Source organism: Croceivirga thetidis (assembly GCF_012272815.1).
In the GTDB taxonomy this organism is placed as follows: Bacteria; Bacteroidota; Bacteroidia; order Flavobacteriales; family Flavobacteriaceae; genus Croceivirga; species Croceivirga thetidis.
On sequence record NZ_JAAWWL010000001.1, the window covers coordinates 937284 to 955962 of the forward strand.

Consider the following 18679-nt stretch of genomic DNA (forward strand, 5'->3'; position numbering starts at 1 on the left):
CCGCTTTTTTTATTTTGAGGGGAATGGTACATTTACGACTTAATTTTTTTTGAATGGCGCGAATTTTAACAGGAATCCAGAGCACAGGCACCCCGCATTTAGGAAATATTCTTGGGGCTATTCTTCCGGCAATTGAAATGGCCGAAAATCCAGAGAATGACTCTTTTCTTTTTATTGCGGATATGCATTCCCTTACCCAAATCAAAAATGGTTCGGAACTAAGAAATAATACCTACGCCACTGCAGCAACTTGGCTGGCATTTGGATTAGATGTTGAAAAAACTGTGTTTTATAGACAAAGCGATGTCCCTCAAGTGACGGAATTGGCATGGTATCTCAGTTGTTTCTTTCCGTATCAACGATTGACATTGGCCCATTCATTTAAAGATAAATCCGATCGGTTAGAAGATGTGAATTCAGGTCTATTCACCTATCCAATGTTGATGGCCGCTGATATTTTGTTATACGATGCTGATATAGTTCCTGTTGGTAAAGATCAGTCTCAACATTTAGAAATGACCAGAGACGTAGCCTCCCGTTTCCATAACAAATTCGGTGAAACTTTTGTATTGCCAGAGACCAAACTGCAGGAAAGCACCATGTATGTTCCGGGTACTGATGGCGAGAAAATGAGTAAGAGTAAGGGCAACATCATTGACATCTTTCAACCAGACAAGAAATTACGGAAGCAAGTAATGGGTATCGTAACTGATAGCACTCCGATGGAAGATCCAAAAGACCCATCTAAGGACAATGTATTTGCACTCTATAAACTACTTGGTTCACAGGAACTTTTAGAAGATATGACCGCAAATTATTTGGCCGGAAATTATGGCTACGGCCACGCAAAACAAGCCTTGTACGAACTACTACTTCAAAAGTTTGAAGAACCACGTGAAAAGTTCGATTACTACATGAATAATTTGAATTTGGTTGATGAGGCTTTAGCTATTGGTGCCGAAAAAGCGGCTAAAGTTGCCGATGGCGTATTAAATAGGGTACGTGAAAAGATAGGGTATTAAATAGCTTCAAATAATTTTCCGGGCAAAGGGCGTATTACTCCTTTCATTTCCATGTTCAACAGCGTTGAAGAAACTTGAAAAATCGGCATTTGACATTCCAAGGCTATAATGTCAAGCTGTTCTTTACCATTGCTCTGAAGAAATTTATAAATGCTTTTTTCGGTATCGTTTAGTTCGACAAACAGTTGCTTTTGAGTTGCTACCTTTTTAGCTTCTTCAAGTTTCCATCCTAAATTATAAACCAAATCAGCTGCGGAGGTTAGCATTTGAGCTTTTTGTTGTTTTATAAGATTATTGCATCCCTTGCTGAACTTATCTGAGTTCCTGCCCGGAACCGCAAAAACATCTCTGTTATAACTATGTGCGATATTGGCCGTTACAAGACTACCTCCTTTTTCAGCAGACTCAATTACAATCGTGGCTTCGCTCATTCCTGCAATTATCCGATTGCGTTTTAAAAAATTCTCCCTGTCAGGATTACTGGTACTCCAGAATTCGGTAAAGAAACCACCGTTTGACTCTACTTGTTTTACGTACTTTTTATGAACTTTAGGATAAATTTGGTTTAAGCCATGTGCCAAACATCCAATAGTTTGCAACTTGTTCTCGAGGGCTATTCGCTGAGCAAAAATATCTACCCCGTATGCAAAACCACTTACAATAACTGGATCGAGCGGGCTTAATTGAGAAATAAAATCTTCAATAAACGCTTGCCCATAACTGGTCATATTTCGGGTACCGACAATACTTAATATTCTTTTTCCCTTTAAATCAATATCCCCTCTTTTGAATAATAAAATTGGACCATCAATACAATGCTTTAAATGATGTGGATATTCATCTTCGTGGAAACCGAGTACTTCAATTTCTTGTTTTTGTATGACCTTTAGTTCATCTTCTGCCTCTTCTAGATGTTGTTTGTCCCATAACCCACTAATTACAACTTCTCCAATGCCATCAATCTTTCGAAGCGCAGACTTTCTCTCCTTAAATACCGCAGTTGCAGAACCACATCTATCCAATAACTTTTTTGCATTGACACTGCCAACCTTTGGTATATTTTGGAGTCTTAAAAGTGCCAGTAATTCTTGTTCCTGCATGGTTAGGTTTCATTGGTCTTACAATGTACATATTTGCCACTAGTTGAAAAAAGTTGGGGTTATCCTTTTGGAGCGCCTTATTTTTTTCCAATATTTGTAGTTATGCGTGTAGAACAATACATCACTGAATTACTGTACCATCATAACTGTGTGATTTTGCCTGATTTTGGAGGGTTTTTAGCCAACACCACCCACGCACAATTTGAGAAGGAATCAAACCTTCTTCTGCCCCCTTCCAAATCTATTTCGTTTAATGAACATTTATCTTCAAACGACGGTCTTTTGGTCAATCACATTGCAAAGGCAAAAAAATTGGAATACAATGAGGCCCTTACTAAAGTACAATTGACCATAAAAGAATGGAAGCAGAAATTAAATGCAGGTGAAAAATTAAGGTTGGTGAATTTAGGTGTGTTGCAAATGAGTCAAGACAAGGCATTAGTCTTTACGCCAAAAAACGATACCAATTATCTAGCATCTTCTTTTGGCTTATCAACTGTTGCGGCCATTCCAATCAAAAGGGAATCGTTGAAGAAGGAGGTTGTGCAATTGGAAGCTTCCGTTCCATTAAAAATCACCCCTGAAAAACGAAAAGAATCTACTCTTAGACCGTGGATGAAATATGCCGCCATACTACTGCTAATGGTTTCTATGGGTACCTCGGGATATTTGGGATACAAAGAATATGGCCAAAACAAAATTGCCTTAGAACAAAAAGCTGCTGTTCAGGTAACCAACCAATTACAGCAGGCAACATTTTTTGATACTTCACCATTGGAATTGCCACCCTTGCACTTGAAAGTTAAGAGGGTAACCCAAGGCCCAAAATACTTTATAATAGCTGGGGCTTTTCGTTCAAAAGCCAATGCTGATAAGAAAGTGCAAATGCTTCAGGAAGCTGGTTTCGATGCTTCGTACATTGGCACGAATTCTTTCGGCCTGCATCAAGTATCCTTCGAATCTTCTAACGATAAATCGTTGGCCCTAAACAAGCTTCGAGAGATTCGCAAGAATATTGCTTCCGATGCTTGGATACTTATCAAGAAATAAGAAGCAAGCTTTTAGATAAAGCCATGCATTCTTAAATATCTTTGCCAAAATATTGAAAATGCAGAGCAAGACCCCTAGCGATTCGAGAACCATTATGACCGATATGGTTCTACCTAGCGAAACCAATCCTTTAAATAATTTATTTGGCGGCGAATTATTGGCTCGTATGGATCGTGCAGCCAGTATTGCAGCAAGAAGACATAGCCGCCGAATTACGGTCACCGCTTCAGTGAATCATGTCGCCTTTAACCGTTCCGTGCCTTTGGGAAGTGTTGTTACAGTTGAAGCGGCTGTTTCAAGAGCTTTTAAAACTTCGATGGAAATCTTTATTGATGTTTGGATTGAAGACCGCATTAGCGGTGAAAGGGTTAAAGCAAATGAGGCTATTTATACCTTTGTTGCGGTAGATGATACCGGTACTCCAACCGACGTACCAAAATTAGAACCAGAATCGGACCTAGAAAAAGAACGATTCGAAGCGGCATTGCGAAGAAAACAACTCAGTTTGGTCCTTGCAGGTAAGCTTAAGCCCAATGAGGCAACTGAACTCCGGGCACTATTTATGAATTAAAAGTCAAAATTGTCTGGGTCAGGACCAAAACGCTTACCCTGGTGAAGTGCATCGAGCATTTTCGTGTCTTCATCTGATAATTCAAAATCAAATATATCGGCATTGCCAATTATACGGTCCTTCTTCGAAGACTTCGGAATCGTGACAACTCCCTTTTGCAAATCCCATCGCAAAACAATTTGCGCTATGGTTTTTTGATACTTTTCAGCCAAACTTTTGAATTCGTCCATATCGAATATCTTACCCTGCATCATTGGGGACCATGCCTCATATTGAATTTGATTTGCCACACAAAAATCAATAAGTTCTTGCTGCACCAAATATGGATGAAATTCCATTTGATTCACAGCGGGCACTACTTTAGAAACCGAAAGTAAATCTTCGAGATGATGTTGCAGAAAATTACTTACACCTATAGCCTTTACCCTTCCTTCAGCATATATCTTTTCTAAAGCTTTCCATGTGTCTTTATATTTACCAGCAACTGGCCAGTGTACAAGATAAAGATCAAGATATTCCAGCTTCAATCGCTTTAAACTAGCATCATAAGCCTTTAAAGTTTCGTCATAGCCTTGATCACTATTCCAAACCTTGCTCACTACAAACAGTTCTTCTCGAGGAACACCACTTTGTCGTATTCCTTCACCTACCCCTTCTTCATTATTATAAATAGATGCGGTATCGATATGCCGATATCCCGTTTCTATTGCCCATTTTACGGCATTAACAACTTCTTGACCATCTTTTGAGAGATATACCCCTAGCCCAAAATAGGGCATTTCAACACCGTTATTGAGCGTAAATGTTCCCTGTATATCTGTAATCTTTTTCATGCTTAAAAATTTATAGTGTCACTCTTGGCGATTCTAAAAAGTAGGTCTAAAAGTATTAACCCAAAATTGATTTTATAATTGAAAAATCCAATCTTCAGGGTTTAACTTCTTGGTGTCTTGATAAAGGTAAAATTTGAGCTTCGTGGAATTACTAAACTGATTGGTATAAATTTCGCCAAGTTCCTCCTTTGCTGCTACCTGATCGCCTTTTTGAACATAGATTTGAGAAAGGTTATAATACATGCTAACATAATTACCATGTCTAACCAAAACTCCTTTTTTTCCTAATTTATTGGTGATTATCGCAGCCACTTCACCCTTGAATACAGCTCTTGCTTTTGCTCCTTTTTCGGTTGTTATGGTTACTCCATTATTCCGATGTTTTATTGTCGGATAGACTTTATCAGTATATACCCCAAAACCTTGGCTTTTTATCCCCTTCTCTACAGGCCATATTAATTTACCTCTATTAGATACAAAATCAGAGGCTAAGGCCTTGGCCTCTGGTGTCAATTCAAAAGAAGAGGTGCTGCTGCTTCCTGAAGCCTTATTTGAACTTGCTATGGCACTTCTAATCAACCTTTCAATTTCACGATCTATTCTACGTTCTTCTTTCTTGCGCTCACTAATTTGGGCCGCATATTTGCTTTCGTTTTTCCGAATACTGGATAACAGATCTTTTTGCGAGTTGATTTCCTTATCCAAAGAGTTTTTCTGTGCCCTATTTTCTGTTAAAAGTTGCTCTTTTACTTTGCGCTGGTCAACTAAATCTTTGTTGAGTTGCGTCAAAGAAGCTGTTTTCTGTACAATATCTTCTCCTTGTTGCTTTCTATAATTGGCATATTGTTGAAGGTATTGCATTCGCTTATAAGCTTGCCAAAACCCATCGGATGATAAAAGGAACATCAAACGGTTTTGCTCATTTTTATTTTGATATGACTTTTTGATAATCTGGGCATAGTCCTTTTTTAAGGTTTCCAATTCATTTTTCAACTGCCCTATTTTTCGAATATTGGTATTAATTTGACGGTTCAATAAATTGGCCTGTTGATTGGTTACCCGAATTAATTCTTGGCTAACATTTATCTTTTGATCCAAGGCCTCAACCTGTTCAAGAACACTACCTTTTTCTTTTCGTTCGGCAAGCAATAACTGATTAATTTGCCTTATTTCTGTGCGTAACCGTTTCTTTTTTGCCTCTAGTTGTTGCTGTTCGCTACTTTGTGCATTTAGACCAACCATACCGAAGGTCATGAAGCCTACGCACAAAATTCTAAAAAGCAACTTCAGCTTTCGCATTAATCCAGTTCTATTCTCTTAAACCCTTTCGGAACCTTATATGGATAATTCATCGATTGATTGAATTCCACATTTTTATACTCCAAATTAATCTTTGTCAAATCACCATTTGCCGTTGCCTCTATGAAAATTTCATTAGGCAATATTCTAGTTTCAATTTCTTGATAAGAATACTCCATAGTTAAAAAACGGTTTTCCCAAGGTTGCGAGACTTCTTGAGTTGCTATTCTAAAAGTCTTGGGTTCAATGGCAAACAAAATTTTGAAAAGTTCATTGCTCCGTTTGGGCTTTAATTGGTAGTTCCCTCCAGCAACCTCGATGGTGTATTTATCCTCTCTTAGGTCCAAAACAGCGTCCCCCAACAATAGGTTTTGCACTTTTTCAAAATCAAGCTCTGTTCCTAACAATCCACTTAAATAGTCAAATTCCCCTTCAAAATATTCCTTATCCAGTTTATTGAAAAACTCAACTTTATTTGGGGTGATTTTCGCTTTCACGACATTAAATGGAGCACTAATCCATATAATTTCATCTTTTTTCATTCTAAGGCTGACACGAAAGCTTTGGCTATTTTCACCATCATCGTAATCAATTTTTAGGCTGCCACGTATAGTATTAAAATCAATTGTGCTGTTGTAGTGGTTTGCTATCACTTTCTTCGAACCCAAAGAGGGGTCAGCCACGCCTTTCGGTAAAGATTTTGTGGCCTTACAAGATGTCAATAAGACAATTGTACCAAGTAATAGGTTTTTGAGAAGTCTCGGTTTGAATTCAAAGGTCATATTAGGAGCCCGATTTCACTTTGCTAAGGTACTCATTTGCTTTTGATGAATTCCCCAGTGCACCATAAGCATTAGCCAGTTCTTTGTAGATTTTTGAAGTTAGGCCATCATCATCAAACAAATAATCTAGTGCAGATAACAGCACTTCTGTAGCCTTATTGGGCTCATTTTGTTTATTCAGCGCTAATCCATAGGCATAATAAAAGTACGGTTGAAGTGGATAATTCTCAATTGCTTCTTCAGCTTCTTCAGCCAAATTTTTGAATTGGCCTTTTTGTATGTAATCCTCCAATTGTTGTTTCAATTCTTCCGTTGGATTCGTTGTGACCTCTTTTGATTTTGGAGACATATTATTTTGAACCACAACTTCTTTCCTTTTTTGCAGGGAATCATCAATCTTGCGAGTCAATTTGGCACTAAAATCAGACTTTCTTAGGCTTTTTAATTCCTTCTTTGCTGCCGTATAGTCTTTGTTCTTAAAGTAAATCAAACTTAAATTTTGTCTAAGCATTTCATTGTCATAGGGAATTGTGCCTTTTAAGACTTCAACGGAATTGGATTGTTTTAGAACACTATTATACCACGTTTCTAAAAACCAGAAGTTTTCAGGATTCTTGGTCAAGGCGTTTTCAGCATATTCTTGAGAAGGAATGTATTGTTTATTTAGAAAATACGTCTTAGCCAATTCATGGTCTATTGCTGTATTGAATGGCTCTAGAGATTTACATTCTAAAAGCAAATTGATGGCCCTGTCATAATTCTCAATGCCCTTTTGTTTTAAGGCCTCGAAAAACTTTTCTTGAAACTCATCTGTATATTCTTCAAGAAAGACTTCGGCACTTTCCTCTTCTTGCAGAATTTTGGACGGTTGTTCTTGGCAAATAAGAGTTTGGCTCGTTAGTCCTAAGATTGTTAAAAGAAAAAAACAATCAAGATATTTTTTCATAAGCCCAGTGTTTTCCGTCCATTATGAAGAATAAAAGTCTATTCCAAGACCGAGTAGTCTCCAATGCTGATGGTCTCAAACTTGCCATCATAACGCACATGATTACCTATCATGGCATTATCCAAATTAGCATTTTTTATCTGGCTATTACTTTGGATTAGGCTATTTTTAACGGTACAGTTTTCTAGAATTGTATTGGCACCAATTGAAACATAAGGCCCTACTGTTGTATCTTTCAGCACAACGCCTTCACCTATAAAACAGGGTTCTATGATATTTGCATTTTCTTGCTGAATAGATGCAGACACCAATTGTTCACCATCCTTTTCTAAGAAGCTAAGCATCTTCTGGTTGGTTTCAATGGTAACATTTTTATTTCCACAATCCATCCATTCATTCACGCTACCGGTAACGAATACCTTACCATCGGCCATCATTCGCTTGATACCATCATTGATTTGATATTCCCCGCCATGGATAATATCGTTATCCAAAACATATTGAAGCTCGTTCTTCAATACACCAACATCTTTAAAATAATAGATACCAATTACAGCCTGGTCACTTACAAATTGCTCTGGCTTTTCAACGAGTTCAACGATATGATTTTGTTCATTTAAATTGACAACGCCATAGGCTTCTGGGTTTTCGACCCTTTTGGTCCAAATAACACTATCAGCGTTCTTGTCCAAATCGAAATCTGCACGAATCAAGGTGTCAGCATAAGCAATTACAGCAGGGCCGCTTAGCGATGGTTCTGCACACATAATAGCGTGTCCGGTTCCTTTTGGTTGTAATTGTCTATAAATACTTGGTTTTGCACCTAATTCCTTAGCGAGCTCTTCGAGGCTCTCCACCACATCTTCTCCAAAAAACGCAGGGTCTCCTAATATAAAAGCTACTTCTTCAATGGGTTCTCCAAGAACTTTTGCAATATCACTGACCAATCTATGAACTATGGGTTTGCCTGCAACAGGAATTAAAGGTTTCGGAACGGTAAGTGTATGAGGTCTTAGCCTTGAACCTCGACCAGCCATTGGTACAATTATCTTCATAAAATTGCCTGCGAAAGCAGATATCTTTTGGGTTAAACTTTATTTTCTTAATCTATTGTAATTCAATTTCCAATTCAAACTTAAATCGTTCCACTTAGGATTCATTTCTTCAATAAGTTCGATTTTCCATTTTCTTTTCCACTTTTTAAATTGTCCCTCTCTACTTACAGCATTACCGCCTTCGTCAAACTCTTCAAAATAAACAAGTTTATCACAGTTGTATCTTGAAGTAAACGATATTGGATAAACTTTTAATTTATGCTCTTTTACTCTTTCATCAATGTTGTCTGTAACTCCTATATAAATTACCCCATTGGGTTTATTTGCCATGATGTAGACATACCAGAGTTTCATTCTGATTTTCTATGAGATTCCTGCGTTCACAGGAATCTTATTTTGTCCCTGTGCTTCCGAAACCACCTGCTCCCCTTGCAGTCTCCGAAAGTTCATCTACTTCAATCCATTCTGCGCGCTCATGTTTTGCGATAACAAGTTGAGCGACACGTTCTCCATCTTCAACCAGGAAATCTTCATTGGAAAGGTTTGCCAGAATAACTCCTATCTCACCCCTATAATCAGCATCAATGGTGCCAGGTGAATTCAAAACGGTAATTCCCTTTTTGGCGGCTAATCCACTTCTTGGCCTTACTTGAGCTTCAAAGCCCATAGGCAATTCTATGAATAAGCCCGTTTTAATTATGGCCCTTTCCAGTGGTTTTAACGTTACAGGGTCAGAAATATTGGCTCTCAAATCAACTCCTGCTGAGGCTTGGGTTTCATAATTGGGTAACGGATGCTTGGACTTGTTTATAATCTTAATCTTCACGCTTAACAAATATTACTTTTAGGTTATCTCCTTCGAGTTTATAGACCAGCCCCAAAAATACTAAAAGCAGTATGCTGCCAACGATAATGTTCCGATTAAAAACATAAAATGATAGGCCGGCAAACAAGATTGATAACCCCCCATAAAAAACAATCTTTCTAAGATTGTAAGGTATAGGATAGTACTTCTTTCCGAAATAATAGGATAGGACCATCATTGTTGAATAAGCGACCAGCGTTGCCCATGCAGAAGCCATATAGCCAATTTTCGGGATGAATAGAACATTAATACTTAATGTTAAAACAGCTCCAATTGAAGAAATGTAAGCCCCAAACTTGGTGCGATCCGTGATTTTATACCAAACTGATAAATTATGATAAATGCCCAAACAAAAGGCGGCCAATAAAATCAAAGGAACAACTTTAAGCGCTTCCCAATAGGCTTCATCGCGAACCAAAAGCGCTTTTAATGGATCGGCAAAAACTAAAACCGTAAGAAAAATCACTGCGCCCAGAATTACAAAGTATTTGGTTATTTGTGCATAGGTTTTTTGTGGATTTTCACTGTTCGCATGACTAAAGAAAAAAGGTTCTACTCCTAATCGAAAAGCAGTGCCAAACAAGGTCATAAACACTGCCAATTTACGACAGGCCGAATATTTTCCGATTTCTGCTTTGGCAATGTCTTCAGGTAATAATTTCTGAAGTAATACGCGATCAAAGACTTCATTAATCGTAAACGCAATGCCAGCTATCATAACAGGTGCAGCGTACTTGAGCATTTGATACCAGAGTGACCTGTCAAATCTGTACTTCACCTCAAAATACAATCCACTGATTAAAATCAGTGCCAAAGCACTCGATATCACATTGGCTATAAATACATACTCAATTTGAAAGTTGGCAATAAAAATTTCAGCCCAATAAGAATTCGGGGCTTTGGTCGCCCATTTAGGCAACAAAGTCAAGAAGAAGATATTTAAAAGTAAGTTTACGGCAACACTCAATATTTTAATTACCGAATATTTAAACGGTTTCTCATTTGCTCGTAACCATGCAAAAGGAACAACTGTCAAAGCATCCAACCCAAGAATTAAAATAATATATCCTACCAAGCTCGACTTCACCTCAAGCAAATTGCCAAAAGCAGTTTTAAAAACATAGGCGAAGCACATAAACAAAATAGAAGTGCTAAGCATTGATATCAACGCTGTTGAAACAACTAAAGACTTATCACTTTGTTTATTAAAAAATCGGAAAAAAGCAGTTTCCATGCCATAGGCAAGCACAACATTGAAAATGGCAAACCATGCAAAGACCAACGATACTTCACCATAAGCCCCTGGATTCATTACATCGGTATGTAATGGTACTAAGAGAAAAGAGAGCATTCTGGGCATTACTGTTGCCAGCCCATAAATTAATGTCTGTTTAAAAAGTTTTTTGAGTGGATTCAAAAGGATTCGAACAGATTGAAATAGGCCCCGAAACTAACTTCGAGGCCCATATTTTTTAATAAAAGTACGTATTCTAGCCTATCGACGGATTTCCTTCTTTAGTTCCTTGATATCAGATAGTTTAAAATACTTTATAGTTTCTCCGTCAAGAAAACTAATGACACATTCATTTTCGGCCAGTTCAAACGGAAATTTTTCAGGTATAGACGGTGGTTGGTTCCCCACCTCTTTCGCAGCATCAGCATCCATTGTAATGTCTGGCTTTTCAAGCTTACCGTTCAAAAAATTTGCTTTGGCCATCCAGCCATCTGCCGTATTCTCAATTTTTATATCTGCGACTTTTCCTCTAAAATAGGCCTGTTGAAGTTTCTGGGCATCAAGATTTTCATCTGCCAAAGGAATGGTCAAAAGCATACCAGAACCTGATTCAGGCATACCGCCTACCCAAGCTTGGCAGGTAGGAGCACCCAATTGAACAGGGGCCTCCGAAACCAATTTTTTTTGTGGCGAACATCCCAAAAATGATAAAACCATAATCACTGACATAAAAACACTATTCTTCATGGTAAAAAGCTTTGCTTAAAGGTATAAAACCAAAATTGATGCCAAAGAATATCAGAACCATTATATATCAATCTATTCTGCATTTAGTTCTTTGAGCAAACGAAGTTCCTTTCGGACCTGAAAGAAAATTAATAGTAGCAACAAGCAAAGTAAAATTCCTGAAGAATAAACGATGTAATTGTAGAATCCTTTGGACAAAGTTGCCTTAAAGTCAGGAAACAGGGTCCAGAAGGCATAGCTATAGATTGCAATTAAAATTGGGGTGAGAATGGTATGGATAACTATTCGCTCTTTATAATACTGTTTCAGTTTCTGTTTGAAGACCTGAATATTCAAGACACCAGAGGCCTTTTTGATTCGCTTTATACTGAATACCTCTACCCCAATTCGAATAACTAAGGCTAAAATCATGACCCCAATCGCCAATGCTGCGTGATTGGAATTAATGGCCCCTACATAAATAAAAAAGATGACCAAAGCCACTATTGTAGCGAACAAGATGGCATTCATTCCCTTCTGCTTCTTGGTAATCTTGGCTATGACTCCTTTTAACTCGGCAAAATTTTCCGCTGATGGTTTTTGAACTGGTTGTTCCTTCCAGTTTTCTTTTAGTATATCAAATTCGTTCATTGGTAACACATTTTGAAAGTTGATTTTTAATTCGATGTATTCTTGTTCGGATTGCCTCATGGTTTAAACCCATGACATCGGCGATTTCCTTCTGTGGAAGTCCTTCCAATTCCATGAGAATGATGGCTTTATTCGTTGCTCCCAGCTTATGAATACAGGCGTACATTTTTTTAAATTTTTTTTCCTTTTCAAACTGCTCTTCTGAATTTTCAGATTCATCGTTTGAAAGGTTTCTTTCCATCAATTCAAGAGGTTTTTTCTTTCGTAGGTTCATCAGGCAAGTATTGATCGCTATTCTATAAATCCATGTTGAAACTTGGCTGTCTTGCCGAAAAGAACTGAGGTTGTTCCAAACCTTTATAAAAACCTCTTGTGTTAGGTCCTTAGCTATATCTGAATCACCACCCACATAACCCATGCAAAGACGCATTATTTTGGAATAATTATCGTCGTATATCTTCTTAAAATCTAATTCTGTCATTAGTCTTTAAGTGTTTCTAAAAGTTGATTCATAAACCACTCCGGTTGATCAAACATAATAAAGTGTGCGGCATCAGGGGCCATTCTTAAATCATAGGTATCAAGATTGGCATATTGGGTATTGTATGTCTGTTTTGCCATTGCTTCACCAAAAGGTTTAGTAGCAGCTAAAATTACCACTGGAGTTTCAATTTGGGATACTGCATCCCTCAAATCAACTTTCAGGTAATCCGTATATCCATAAACATAGGTTTCCCTGTCCGCCTGTACCATCCAAGCGGCTATTTGCTTTTGTCGTTCAGGGTTGCTTGTCATGCCCGCAGCCATGCCTGCCGCCATTTGTTGAAATTGGTTTTCATTCATAGCCAAAACCTGATTGTTATATGGACTATCATAAACCATGTTCTCACTGGCGTAGTTAGGGAACATCATTGCCCCAGTTGATGTAAGTGCATCCACAATTACTATCTTTTTGAATATCGGTTCTGCAGATGCCAATGAAAGTGCCATGGTACCGCCAAGGCTATGACCGATTACAACGGAACTTTCCAATTCATATTCATTGATATAATTGGATAGGGCTTCTTCAATTTTTGGGTACCATGGAAATTCTATGGCTGGTACGTCTCCAAATCCGGCAAACGTAAAAAGATGACATTCATAGTTCTTGGAAAGTTCTTCTACTTGGTCTTCCCAAACCTCGTCAGTACAGGTAAAACCTGGAAAAAAGAGTATGGGTTCGCCACTGCCGACAACCTTTACCTCAAAAGGTACCTGTTGTGCATTTAAGCCAAAAGTGCCAAGGGCTAATAGAAATACTGTAAGTATTGATTTTAAATTTTTCATGTTGTTGCGATTAAAAGATTTTACCTTTTGATGCCCAACCCAAAAAATGTTACATCAATCTTCGAAAAATTTTAAATTGAAGGTAACTTAATCCAATTCTATCCTGCTCATTGCCGTCTTAGCTAAAATAAATGCAATGAACAATAGTACGGATGCTACTACATAAGGAGCCCCTGGAAAATAAAATGTGGTCTCTGGCCTTATGAAATAATAAAATACAGGTGCAAATAATAATTGCCCCAAAATAGCTGTAACGCTAACCAAACCGGTTATTGAGCCTTGAAGATTACCTTGCTCTTTTTCTGAAACTTGATTTGATATAATGCCTTGAACCGTGGGTCCCGCAACACCACCAAGTGCATAGGGAACTAGAAACGCATAGAGCATCCAAGGTTCTGAAGCTTGAGAAAACAAGAACATGCCCAAGGTCCACAGTAAAAAACCAAAAGTAACTACCTTTTGTTTTCCGAACCATTCCACAGCCCGACCAACTAAAAAACCTTGAACAAAAGCCACTAATAGCCCTACAACCACTAATGATAATCCAATTTGTTTGGGGTTCCAATCAAATCGTTCAATACTAAAATACGACCACACAGAGGGCAATGCCTGTCCCGCTAAATTGGCGAGAAAGAATGCAGCAATTAACATGAGCACGCCTTTATAGTTTCGTAAGGCTACCAAGGATACCCCTGGTATCATTTTAACAGGATTGATTGGCCTTCTGTTTTCCTTTTGTAATGATTCAGGAACAGCAAACCAACCAAACAGAAAATTAGCAAATGTGAGCCCTGCGGCGATATAGAATGGAAGTCTAATATCGATATCCCCAAAATAGCCTCCTATTCCAGGACCAATAATAAAACCAAGACCAAAAGCCGCCCCTATTAGACCAAAATTTTTGGCCTTCTCTTCAGGAGTACTGATATCAGCAATATAGGCAGAGGCCACGGTAAAACTGGCTCCAGTTATTCCTGCAAGAAAGCGACCTATAAATAACCATGTGATTGTTGGCGCCCATGCATGAATCAGGTAATCGATACTTAAACCAAACAGCGACAGCAACAAAATGGGTTTCCGACCAAACTGATCAGAAATCTCTCCAAGAACTGGTGAAAAGAAAAACTGCATTCCTGCAAAAGCCGTAGTCAGCCACATACCATAAATAACTGCCTTATAATTACCTTCACCGGTCAACTGCATTATGAAATCAGGTATGATTGGTAGTATAATACCGATACCAATAACATCTACCAGAATGGTGACAAAAATGAAAAGTAAAGCAGTCTTTTTGGATTTCACTTGTTTGGTTGAAAAATGAAAGCCCCACAAATGTGAGGCTTTTATCTAATAAATTCTTTTATTGTTAGTTATTCAATGCTTCCGCACCTCCAACAATCTCTAAAATCTCGTTCGTAATAGCAGCTTGACGTGCCTTGTTATATGTTAACGTCAACTGATCTTTTAGCTCCCCAGCATTGTCCGTTGCTTTATGCATTGCCGTCATACGCGCTCCGTGTTCACTAGCAAAGGAATCTCGAATCGCCTTGTACAATTGGGTCTTTAACGACTTTGGTATCAATTGCTCAACAATTTCTACTTTAGAAGGTTCAAAAATGTAATCTCCTGAACTTGAGTTATCCCCTTCTAAAGGAACTATCGGCAAAAATTGCTCGGTTGTAACAATCTGTGTTGCCGCATTTTTGAATCGGTTATAAACCAAATCTATTCTGTCGTATTCCCCTTCGGTGAAACGCTCCATTAAATTTTCAGCTATTGAAGCTACATTCTCGAAAGTCAAATCGTCAAATACTTCACTATGATTAGCAACTACATTATGCTTTTTGGATAGGATATCATTCCCCTTTTTTCCAATAGCAACGATACTTACATCCTTAGTTCCGTATTGACCATCTGCCAAAGAAATACTCTCTTTGATAATGTTGGAATTAAAACCGCCGCAAAGTCCTCTGTTAGAAGTAATAGCTACCAAAAGCACCTTCTTCACTTCGCGATTGTCTGCAAACTTACTTCCAGAATCCCCATCCAAGCTTGCGCTCAAGTTTTGAAGCAATTCTGTTAGTTTATTCGCGTATGGACGCATGGCCGTAATCGCATCTTGGGCTTTTTTCAACTTAGCAGCAGATACCATTTTCATGGCAGATGTTATCTGCATAGTTGATTTAACCGAAGATATTCTATTACGTATTTCTTTTAAGTTCGCCATTGTTCTTTTTTGTCATTCCGCACCTGATGCGGAATCTATTATACTATGGATTCCTGCTTTCGCAGGAATGACAAGAATTATGCCTTGTACTTGCTAGATAGATCCTTGCAAACCGAGGTCAAGGTATCCGTTACCTCATCAGTAAGTTTTCCTGCCTTTAGGGTGTCAAGAACTCCTCTATGCTTTGCATTCAAGAATTCAATAAAATCACGTTCGAATTCTTTTACCTTGTTCACAGGAACATCTCTCAACAAGTTTTTTGAACCAGCAAAGATGATTGCTACCTGGTCTTCAACGGTAAATGGATCATTTTGGGCTTGCTTTAATATCTCAACGTTTCTTCTACCTTTTTCAATTACGTTCAAGGTAGCTGCATCCAAATCAGAACCGAATTTTGCGAAAGCCTCCAATTCACGGAACTGTGCTTGATCCAGTTTTAATGTACCTGCCACTTTTTTCATGGACTTAATCTGAGCTGAACCACCAACACGTGATACCGAAATACCTACGTTAATCGCAGGACGCACACCTTGGTTGAATAAGTCTTGCTCCAAGAATATCTGACCATCTGTAATCGAAATTACGTTGGTAGGAATATAAGCAGAAACGTCACCTGCTTGCGTTTCAATAATTGGTAACGCAGTCAAGGAACCTCCACCTTTAACTATTGGTTTAAGGCTTTCAGGTAAATCATTCATTTCTTTTGCAATGCTGTCATCAGCAATCACCTTAGCAGCACGCTCCAACAGTCTTGAGTGCAAATAGAAAACGTCACCAGGGTACGCTTCACGTCCCGGTGGTCTTCTCAAAAGAAGTGATACCTCACGATAAGCAACCGCTTGTTTTGATAAATCATCATAGATAATCAATGCAGGACGACCTGTATCCCTAAAATATTCACCAATTGCCGCACCTGCGAAAGGAGCATATACCTGCATAGGAGCAGGGTCTGAAGCATTTGCAGCTACGATAGTTGTATATGCTAATGCACCCTTATCCTCTAAAGTCTTGGCGATAGCAGCGACTGTAGATGCCTTCTGACCAACTGCAACATAAATACAGTAAACTGGCTCACCGGCATCATAAAATTCTTTTTGGTTCAAGATGGTATCGATACAAACTGTTGTCTTACCAGTTTGACGGTCTCCGATTACCAACTCACGTTGACCTCTACCTACAGGTATCATCGCATCAATTGCTTTAACACCGGTCTGCAATGGCTCGTTTACAGGTTGTCTGTAAATTACACCAGGAGCTTTACGCTCTAATGGCATTTCGTAAGTGTCTCCTGCAATAGGTCCTTTACCATCAATTGGCGTACCTAAAGTGTCAACTACACGACCAACAATTCCTTCACCAACATTGATAGAAGCGATACGTTGGGTTCTCTTAACCGTAGCACCTTCCAAAATTTCCTTTGATGGGCCTAACAATACCACACCAACGTTATCCTCTTCTAGGTTCAAAACGATTCCCTGCATACCTCCATCAAACTCCACCAACTCACCGTACTGGGCATTTGAAAGACCATATACACGAGCAATACCATCACCTACTTGAAGTACGGTACCTACCTCATCCAATGAAGCAGTTGCTTCGAATCCTGATAATTGCTGTTTTAATATTGCTGAAACCTCAGCTGCTTTTACTCCTGCCATTTTATAGACTATTTGTAAATTCTCGTTTTAATGTATTCAGTTTGTTTGCCACACTGGCATCGTATTGCAAGTCACCGACGCGAAGGATAAATCCACCCACAATACTTTCATCAATTTTATTTTCAAGGGTCACCTTGTTACCGGTCAATTCTTTGACCTTGGCCAAAATCTGTTTTTCCAAAGCGGCTGTCAAGGGAACTGCGGTAGTCACCATGGCCACATCTTCACCCTTCATTTTTTCGTACTGGATGATATATTTGTATGCCACCTCTTGCAATAGGTCAACCCGCTTATTATCTGCAAGGGTATTTATCAAACCAATGGTAATCTCTTGGCCACCTTTAAAAATTTCTTTTAAAGAGTTTTTTTTCGTCTCACCTTTGACTACGGGACTTGAAAGCAATAATTGCAAGTCTTTACTTTCTGCAATTGTAGCGGCAATATTGCGCATATCACCTTCAACTTTATCAGCTGATTTTTTTTCAACTGCAAAATCCAAAACTGCTTTGGCGTAACGTATGGCTGCCCTACTATCTACCATTGTTCAATTAATTCAATTTGATGTCACCCAACATATCTTCAACAACCTTAAGTTGTTTCTTTTTGTCAGATAGTTCACCTTTTAAAACCTTCTCTGCAATATCAACTGAAAGAGTAGCGACTTGTTCTTTGATATCGGCAACTGCGGCTTTTTTCTCAGCTTCGATTGCGGCTTGAGCTTGTTTCAACATCTTGTCTCCTTCGGACTGTGCTTGCTCTTTTGCGTCAGAAATCATTTTTTCTTTGATTTCCCTAGCCTCTTTCAACATGGTCTCGCGTTCGGCTCGAGCTTCCTTCAAGAGCTTTTCGCTATCTGCAGTAACATTCTGCATTTCTTTTTTTGCATCTTCAGCTGCTTTCAATGCATCTTTAATGCCTTCTTCTCTGTCGCTAACTGCTTTTAGAATTGGCTTCCAAGCGAACCTATGAAGCAAAAACAATAAGAGCACAAAAAGGAGTAATTGCCAAAAAAACAATCCTAACGAAAACTCTTCTAATAATTTACCCATGACAAACTATGTTTTTTTAATTTTTAAACAAGCAAGAGCTGTAACCAACCGTTACAGCATCTTGCCTTTTAAGATTTAGTTTACAGCGAATAACGCAGCAAAACCAATACCTTCAATCAATGCAGCTGCAATCAACATTGCAGTCTGGATTTTACCGTAAGCTTCTGGCTGACGAGCAATAGCTTCCATGGCTGAACCACCGATTCTACCAATACCCATACCAACACCGATAACTACCAAACCTGCACCTACCATTACTGGAATTTCCATATCTATCTAGTTTAA

At 38.5% G+C, this 18679-nt stretch carries 22 protein-coding genes; 3 read left to right on the forward strand and 19 right to left on the reverse strand.

From position 1 onward, the window contains the following. Positions 1 to 53: 53 nt before the first annotated feature. Positions 54 to 1022, forward strand: a complete 969-nt coding sequence (gene trpS, locus HCU67_RS04275; RefSeq protein WP_168551340.1) for a tryptophan--tRNA ligase — start codon at positions 54 to 56, stop codon at positions 1020 to 1022. Here trpS and dprA read toward each other — a convergent pair. Then, complete coding sequence (gene dprA, locus HCU67_RS04280; protein WP_168551341.1) at positions 1019 to 2122, reverse strand: DNA-processing protein DprA; 1104 nt, start codon at positions 2120 to 2122, stop codon at positions 1019 to 1021. The genes trpS and dprA overlap by 4 nt on opposite strands. A 102-nt stretch (positions 2123 to 2224) precedes the next feature. On the opposite strand from dprA, the gene HCU67_RS04285 reads away from it, so the two are divergent. Both HCU67_RS04285 and HCU67_RS04290 read left to right on the forward strand, forming a co-directional pair. After that, positions 2225 to 3172 (forward strand): HU domain-containing protein, encoded by a 948-nt coding sequence (locus HCU67_RS04285; RefSeq protein ID WP_168551342.1) that lies wholly within the window; start codon positions 2225 to 2227, stop codon positions 3170 to 3172. Positions 3173 to 3230: 58 nt separating this feature from the next. After that, entirely contained in the window at positions 3231 to 3743 is a 513-nt protein-coding gene (locus HCU67_RS04290; protein WP_168551343.1) for an acyl-CoA thioesterase, read from the forward strand. Here the strand turns inward: HCU67_RS04290 and HCU67_RS04295 are convergent. The 18 genes from HCU67_RS04295 to atpE form a co-directional block, all read right to left on the reverse strand. Beyond that, positions 3740 to 4576 (reverse strand): aldo/keto reductase, encoded by an 837-nt coding sequence (locus tag HCU67_RS04295; RefSeq protein ID WP_168551344.1) that lies wholly within the window; start codon positions 4574 to 4576, stop codon positions 3740 to 3742. The two genes, HCU67_RS04290 and HCU67_RS04295, sit on opposite strands and share 4 nt — an antisense overlap. Positions 4577 to 4648: 72 nt before the next feature. Further along, positions 4649 to 5875, reverse strand: a complete 1227-nt coding sequence (locus HCU67_RS04300) for a murein hydrolase activator EnvC family protein (RefSeq protein WP_168551345.1) — start codon at positions 5873 to 5875, stop codon at positions 4649 to 4651. Then, the gene (gene lolB1 / locus HCU67_RS04305; RefSeq protein ID WP_168551346.1) at positions 5875 to 6657 is read right to left on the reverse strand and encodes a lipoprotein insertase outer membrane protein LolB1; all 783 of its coding nucleotides are present in this window, start codon (positions 6655 to 6657) and stop codon (positions 5875 to 5877) included. Before lolB1 ends, HCU67_RS04300 begins: the two co-directional genes overlap by 1 nt. 1 nt (position 6658) lies before the next feature. Continuing rightward, entirely contained in the window at positions 6659 to 7603 is a 945-nt protein-coding gene (locus tag HCU67_RS04310) for a tetratricopeptide repeat protein (RefSeq protein WP_168551347.1), read from the reverse strand. 38 nt (positions 7604 to 7641) lie between these two features. Next, on the reverse strand, positions 7642 to 8658 hold the full coding sequence (locus tag HCU67_RS04315) for a sugar phosphate nucleotidyltransferase (protein WP_168551348.1): 1017 nt from the start codon (positions 8656 to 8658) through the stop codon (positions 7642 to 7644). 39 nt (positions 8659 to 8697) lie between these two features. After that, positions 8698 to 9012 (reverse strand): GIY-YIG nuclease family protein, encoded by a 315-nt coding sequence (locus HCU67_RS04320; RefSeq protein ID WP_246865699.1) that lies wholly within the window; start codon positions 9010 to 9012, stop codon positions 8698 to 8700. 37 nt (positions 9013 to 9049) lie between these two features. After that, entirely contained in the window at positions 9050 to 9484 is a 435-nt protein-coding gene (gene dut, locus HCU67_RS04325) for a dUTP diphosphatase (RefSeq protein ID WP_168551349.1), read from the reverse strand. Further along, the gene (locus tag HCU67_RS04330) at positions 9474 to 10940 is read right to left on the reverse strand and encodes an oligosaccharide flippase family protein (RefSeq protein ID WP_168551350.1); all 1467 of its coding nucleotides are present in this window, start codon (positions 10938 to 10940) and stop codon (positions 9474 to 9476) included. Before HCU67_RS04330 ends, dut begins: the two co-directional genes overlap by 11 nt. Positions 10941 to 11018: 78 nt before the next feature. Further along, complete coding sequence (locus HCU67_RS04335) at positions 11019 to 11504, reverse strand: hypothetical protein (protein WP_168551351.1); 486 nt, start codon at positions 11502 to 11504, stop codon at positions 11019 to 11021. A 72-nt stretch (positions 11505 to 11576) separates the two neighbouring features. Next, entirely contained in the window at positions 11577 to 12134 is a 558-nt protein-coding gene (locus tag HCU67_RS04340; protein WP_168551352.1) for an NAD(P)(+) transhydrogenase (Re/Si-specific) subunit beta, read from the reverse strand. Further along, positions 12121 to 12615 carry an RNA polymerase sigma factor gene (locus HCU67_RS04345; RefSeq protein WP_168551353.1) on the reverse strand — a complete coding sequence of 165 codons (495 nt, stop codon included), beginning with the start codon at positions 12613 to 12615 and terminating at the stop codon, positions 12121 to 12123. Before HCU67_RS04345 ends, HCU67_RS04340 begins: the two co-directional genes overlap by 14 nt. Then, positions 12615 to 13460, reverse strand: coding sequence for an alpha/beta fold hydrolase (locus HCU67_RS04350; RefSeq protein ID WP_168551354.1), 846 nt, complete (start codon positions 13458 to 13460; stop codon positions 12615 to 12617). Before HCU67_RS04350 ends, HCU67_RS04345 begins: the two co-directional genes overlap by 1 nt. An 87-nt stretch (positions 13461 to 13547) precedes the next feature. Next, on the reverse strand, positions 13548 to 14762 hold the full coding sequence (locus tag HCU67_RS04355; RefSeq protein WP_168551355.1) for an MFS transporter: 1215 nt from the start codon (positions 14760 to 14762) through the stop codon (positions 13548 to 13550). 64 nt (positions 14763 to 14826) lie between these two features. Beyond that, positions 14827 to 15687, reverse strand: coding sequence for an ATP synthase F1 subunit gamma (atpG, locus tag HCU67_RS04360; RefSeq protein WP_168551356.1), 861 nt, complete (start codon positions 15685 to 15687; stop codon positions 14827 to 14829). 77 nt (positions 15688 to 15764) lie between these two features. Beyond that, positions 15765 to 17345, reverse strand: coding sequence for a F0F1 ATP synthase subunit alpha (atpA, locus tag HCU67_RS04365; RefSeq protein ID WP_168551357.1), 1581 nt, complete (start codon positions 17343 to 17345; stop codon positions 15765 to 15767). Position 17346: 1 nt separating this feature from the next. After that, positions 17347 to 17886: an ATP synthase F1 subunit delta gene (gene atpH / locus HCU67_RS04370; RefSeq protein ID WP_168551358.1), complete on the reverse strand. Its 540-nt coding sequence runs from the start codon at positions 17884 to 17886 to the stop codon at positions 17347 to 17349. Between the two features lie 7 nt (positions 17887 to 17893). Then, complete coding sequence (locus HCU67_RS04375) at positions 17894 to 18394, reverse strand: F0F1 ATP synthase subunit B (protein ID WP_168551359.1); 501 nt, start codon at positions 18392 to 18394, stop codon at positions 17894 to 17896. 75 nt (positions 18395 to 18469) lie between these two features. Beyond that, positions 18470 to 18664: an ATP synthase F0 subunit C gene (gene atpE, locus HCU67_RS04380; protein ID WP_168551360.1), complete on the reverse strand. Its 195-nt coding sequence runs from the start codon at positions 18662 to 18664 to the stop codon at positions 18470 to 18472. Between the last annotated feature and the right edge of the window lie 15 nt (positions 18665 to 18679).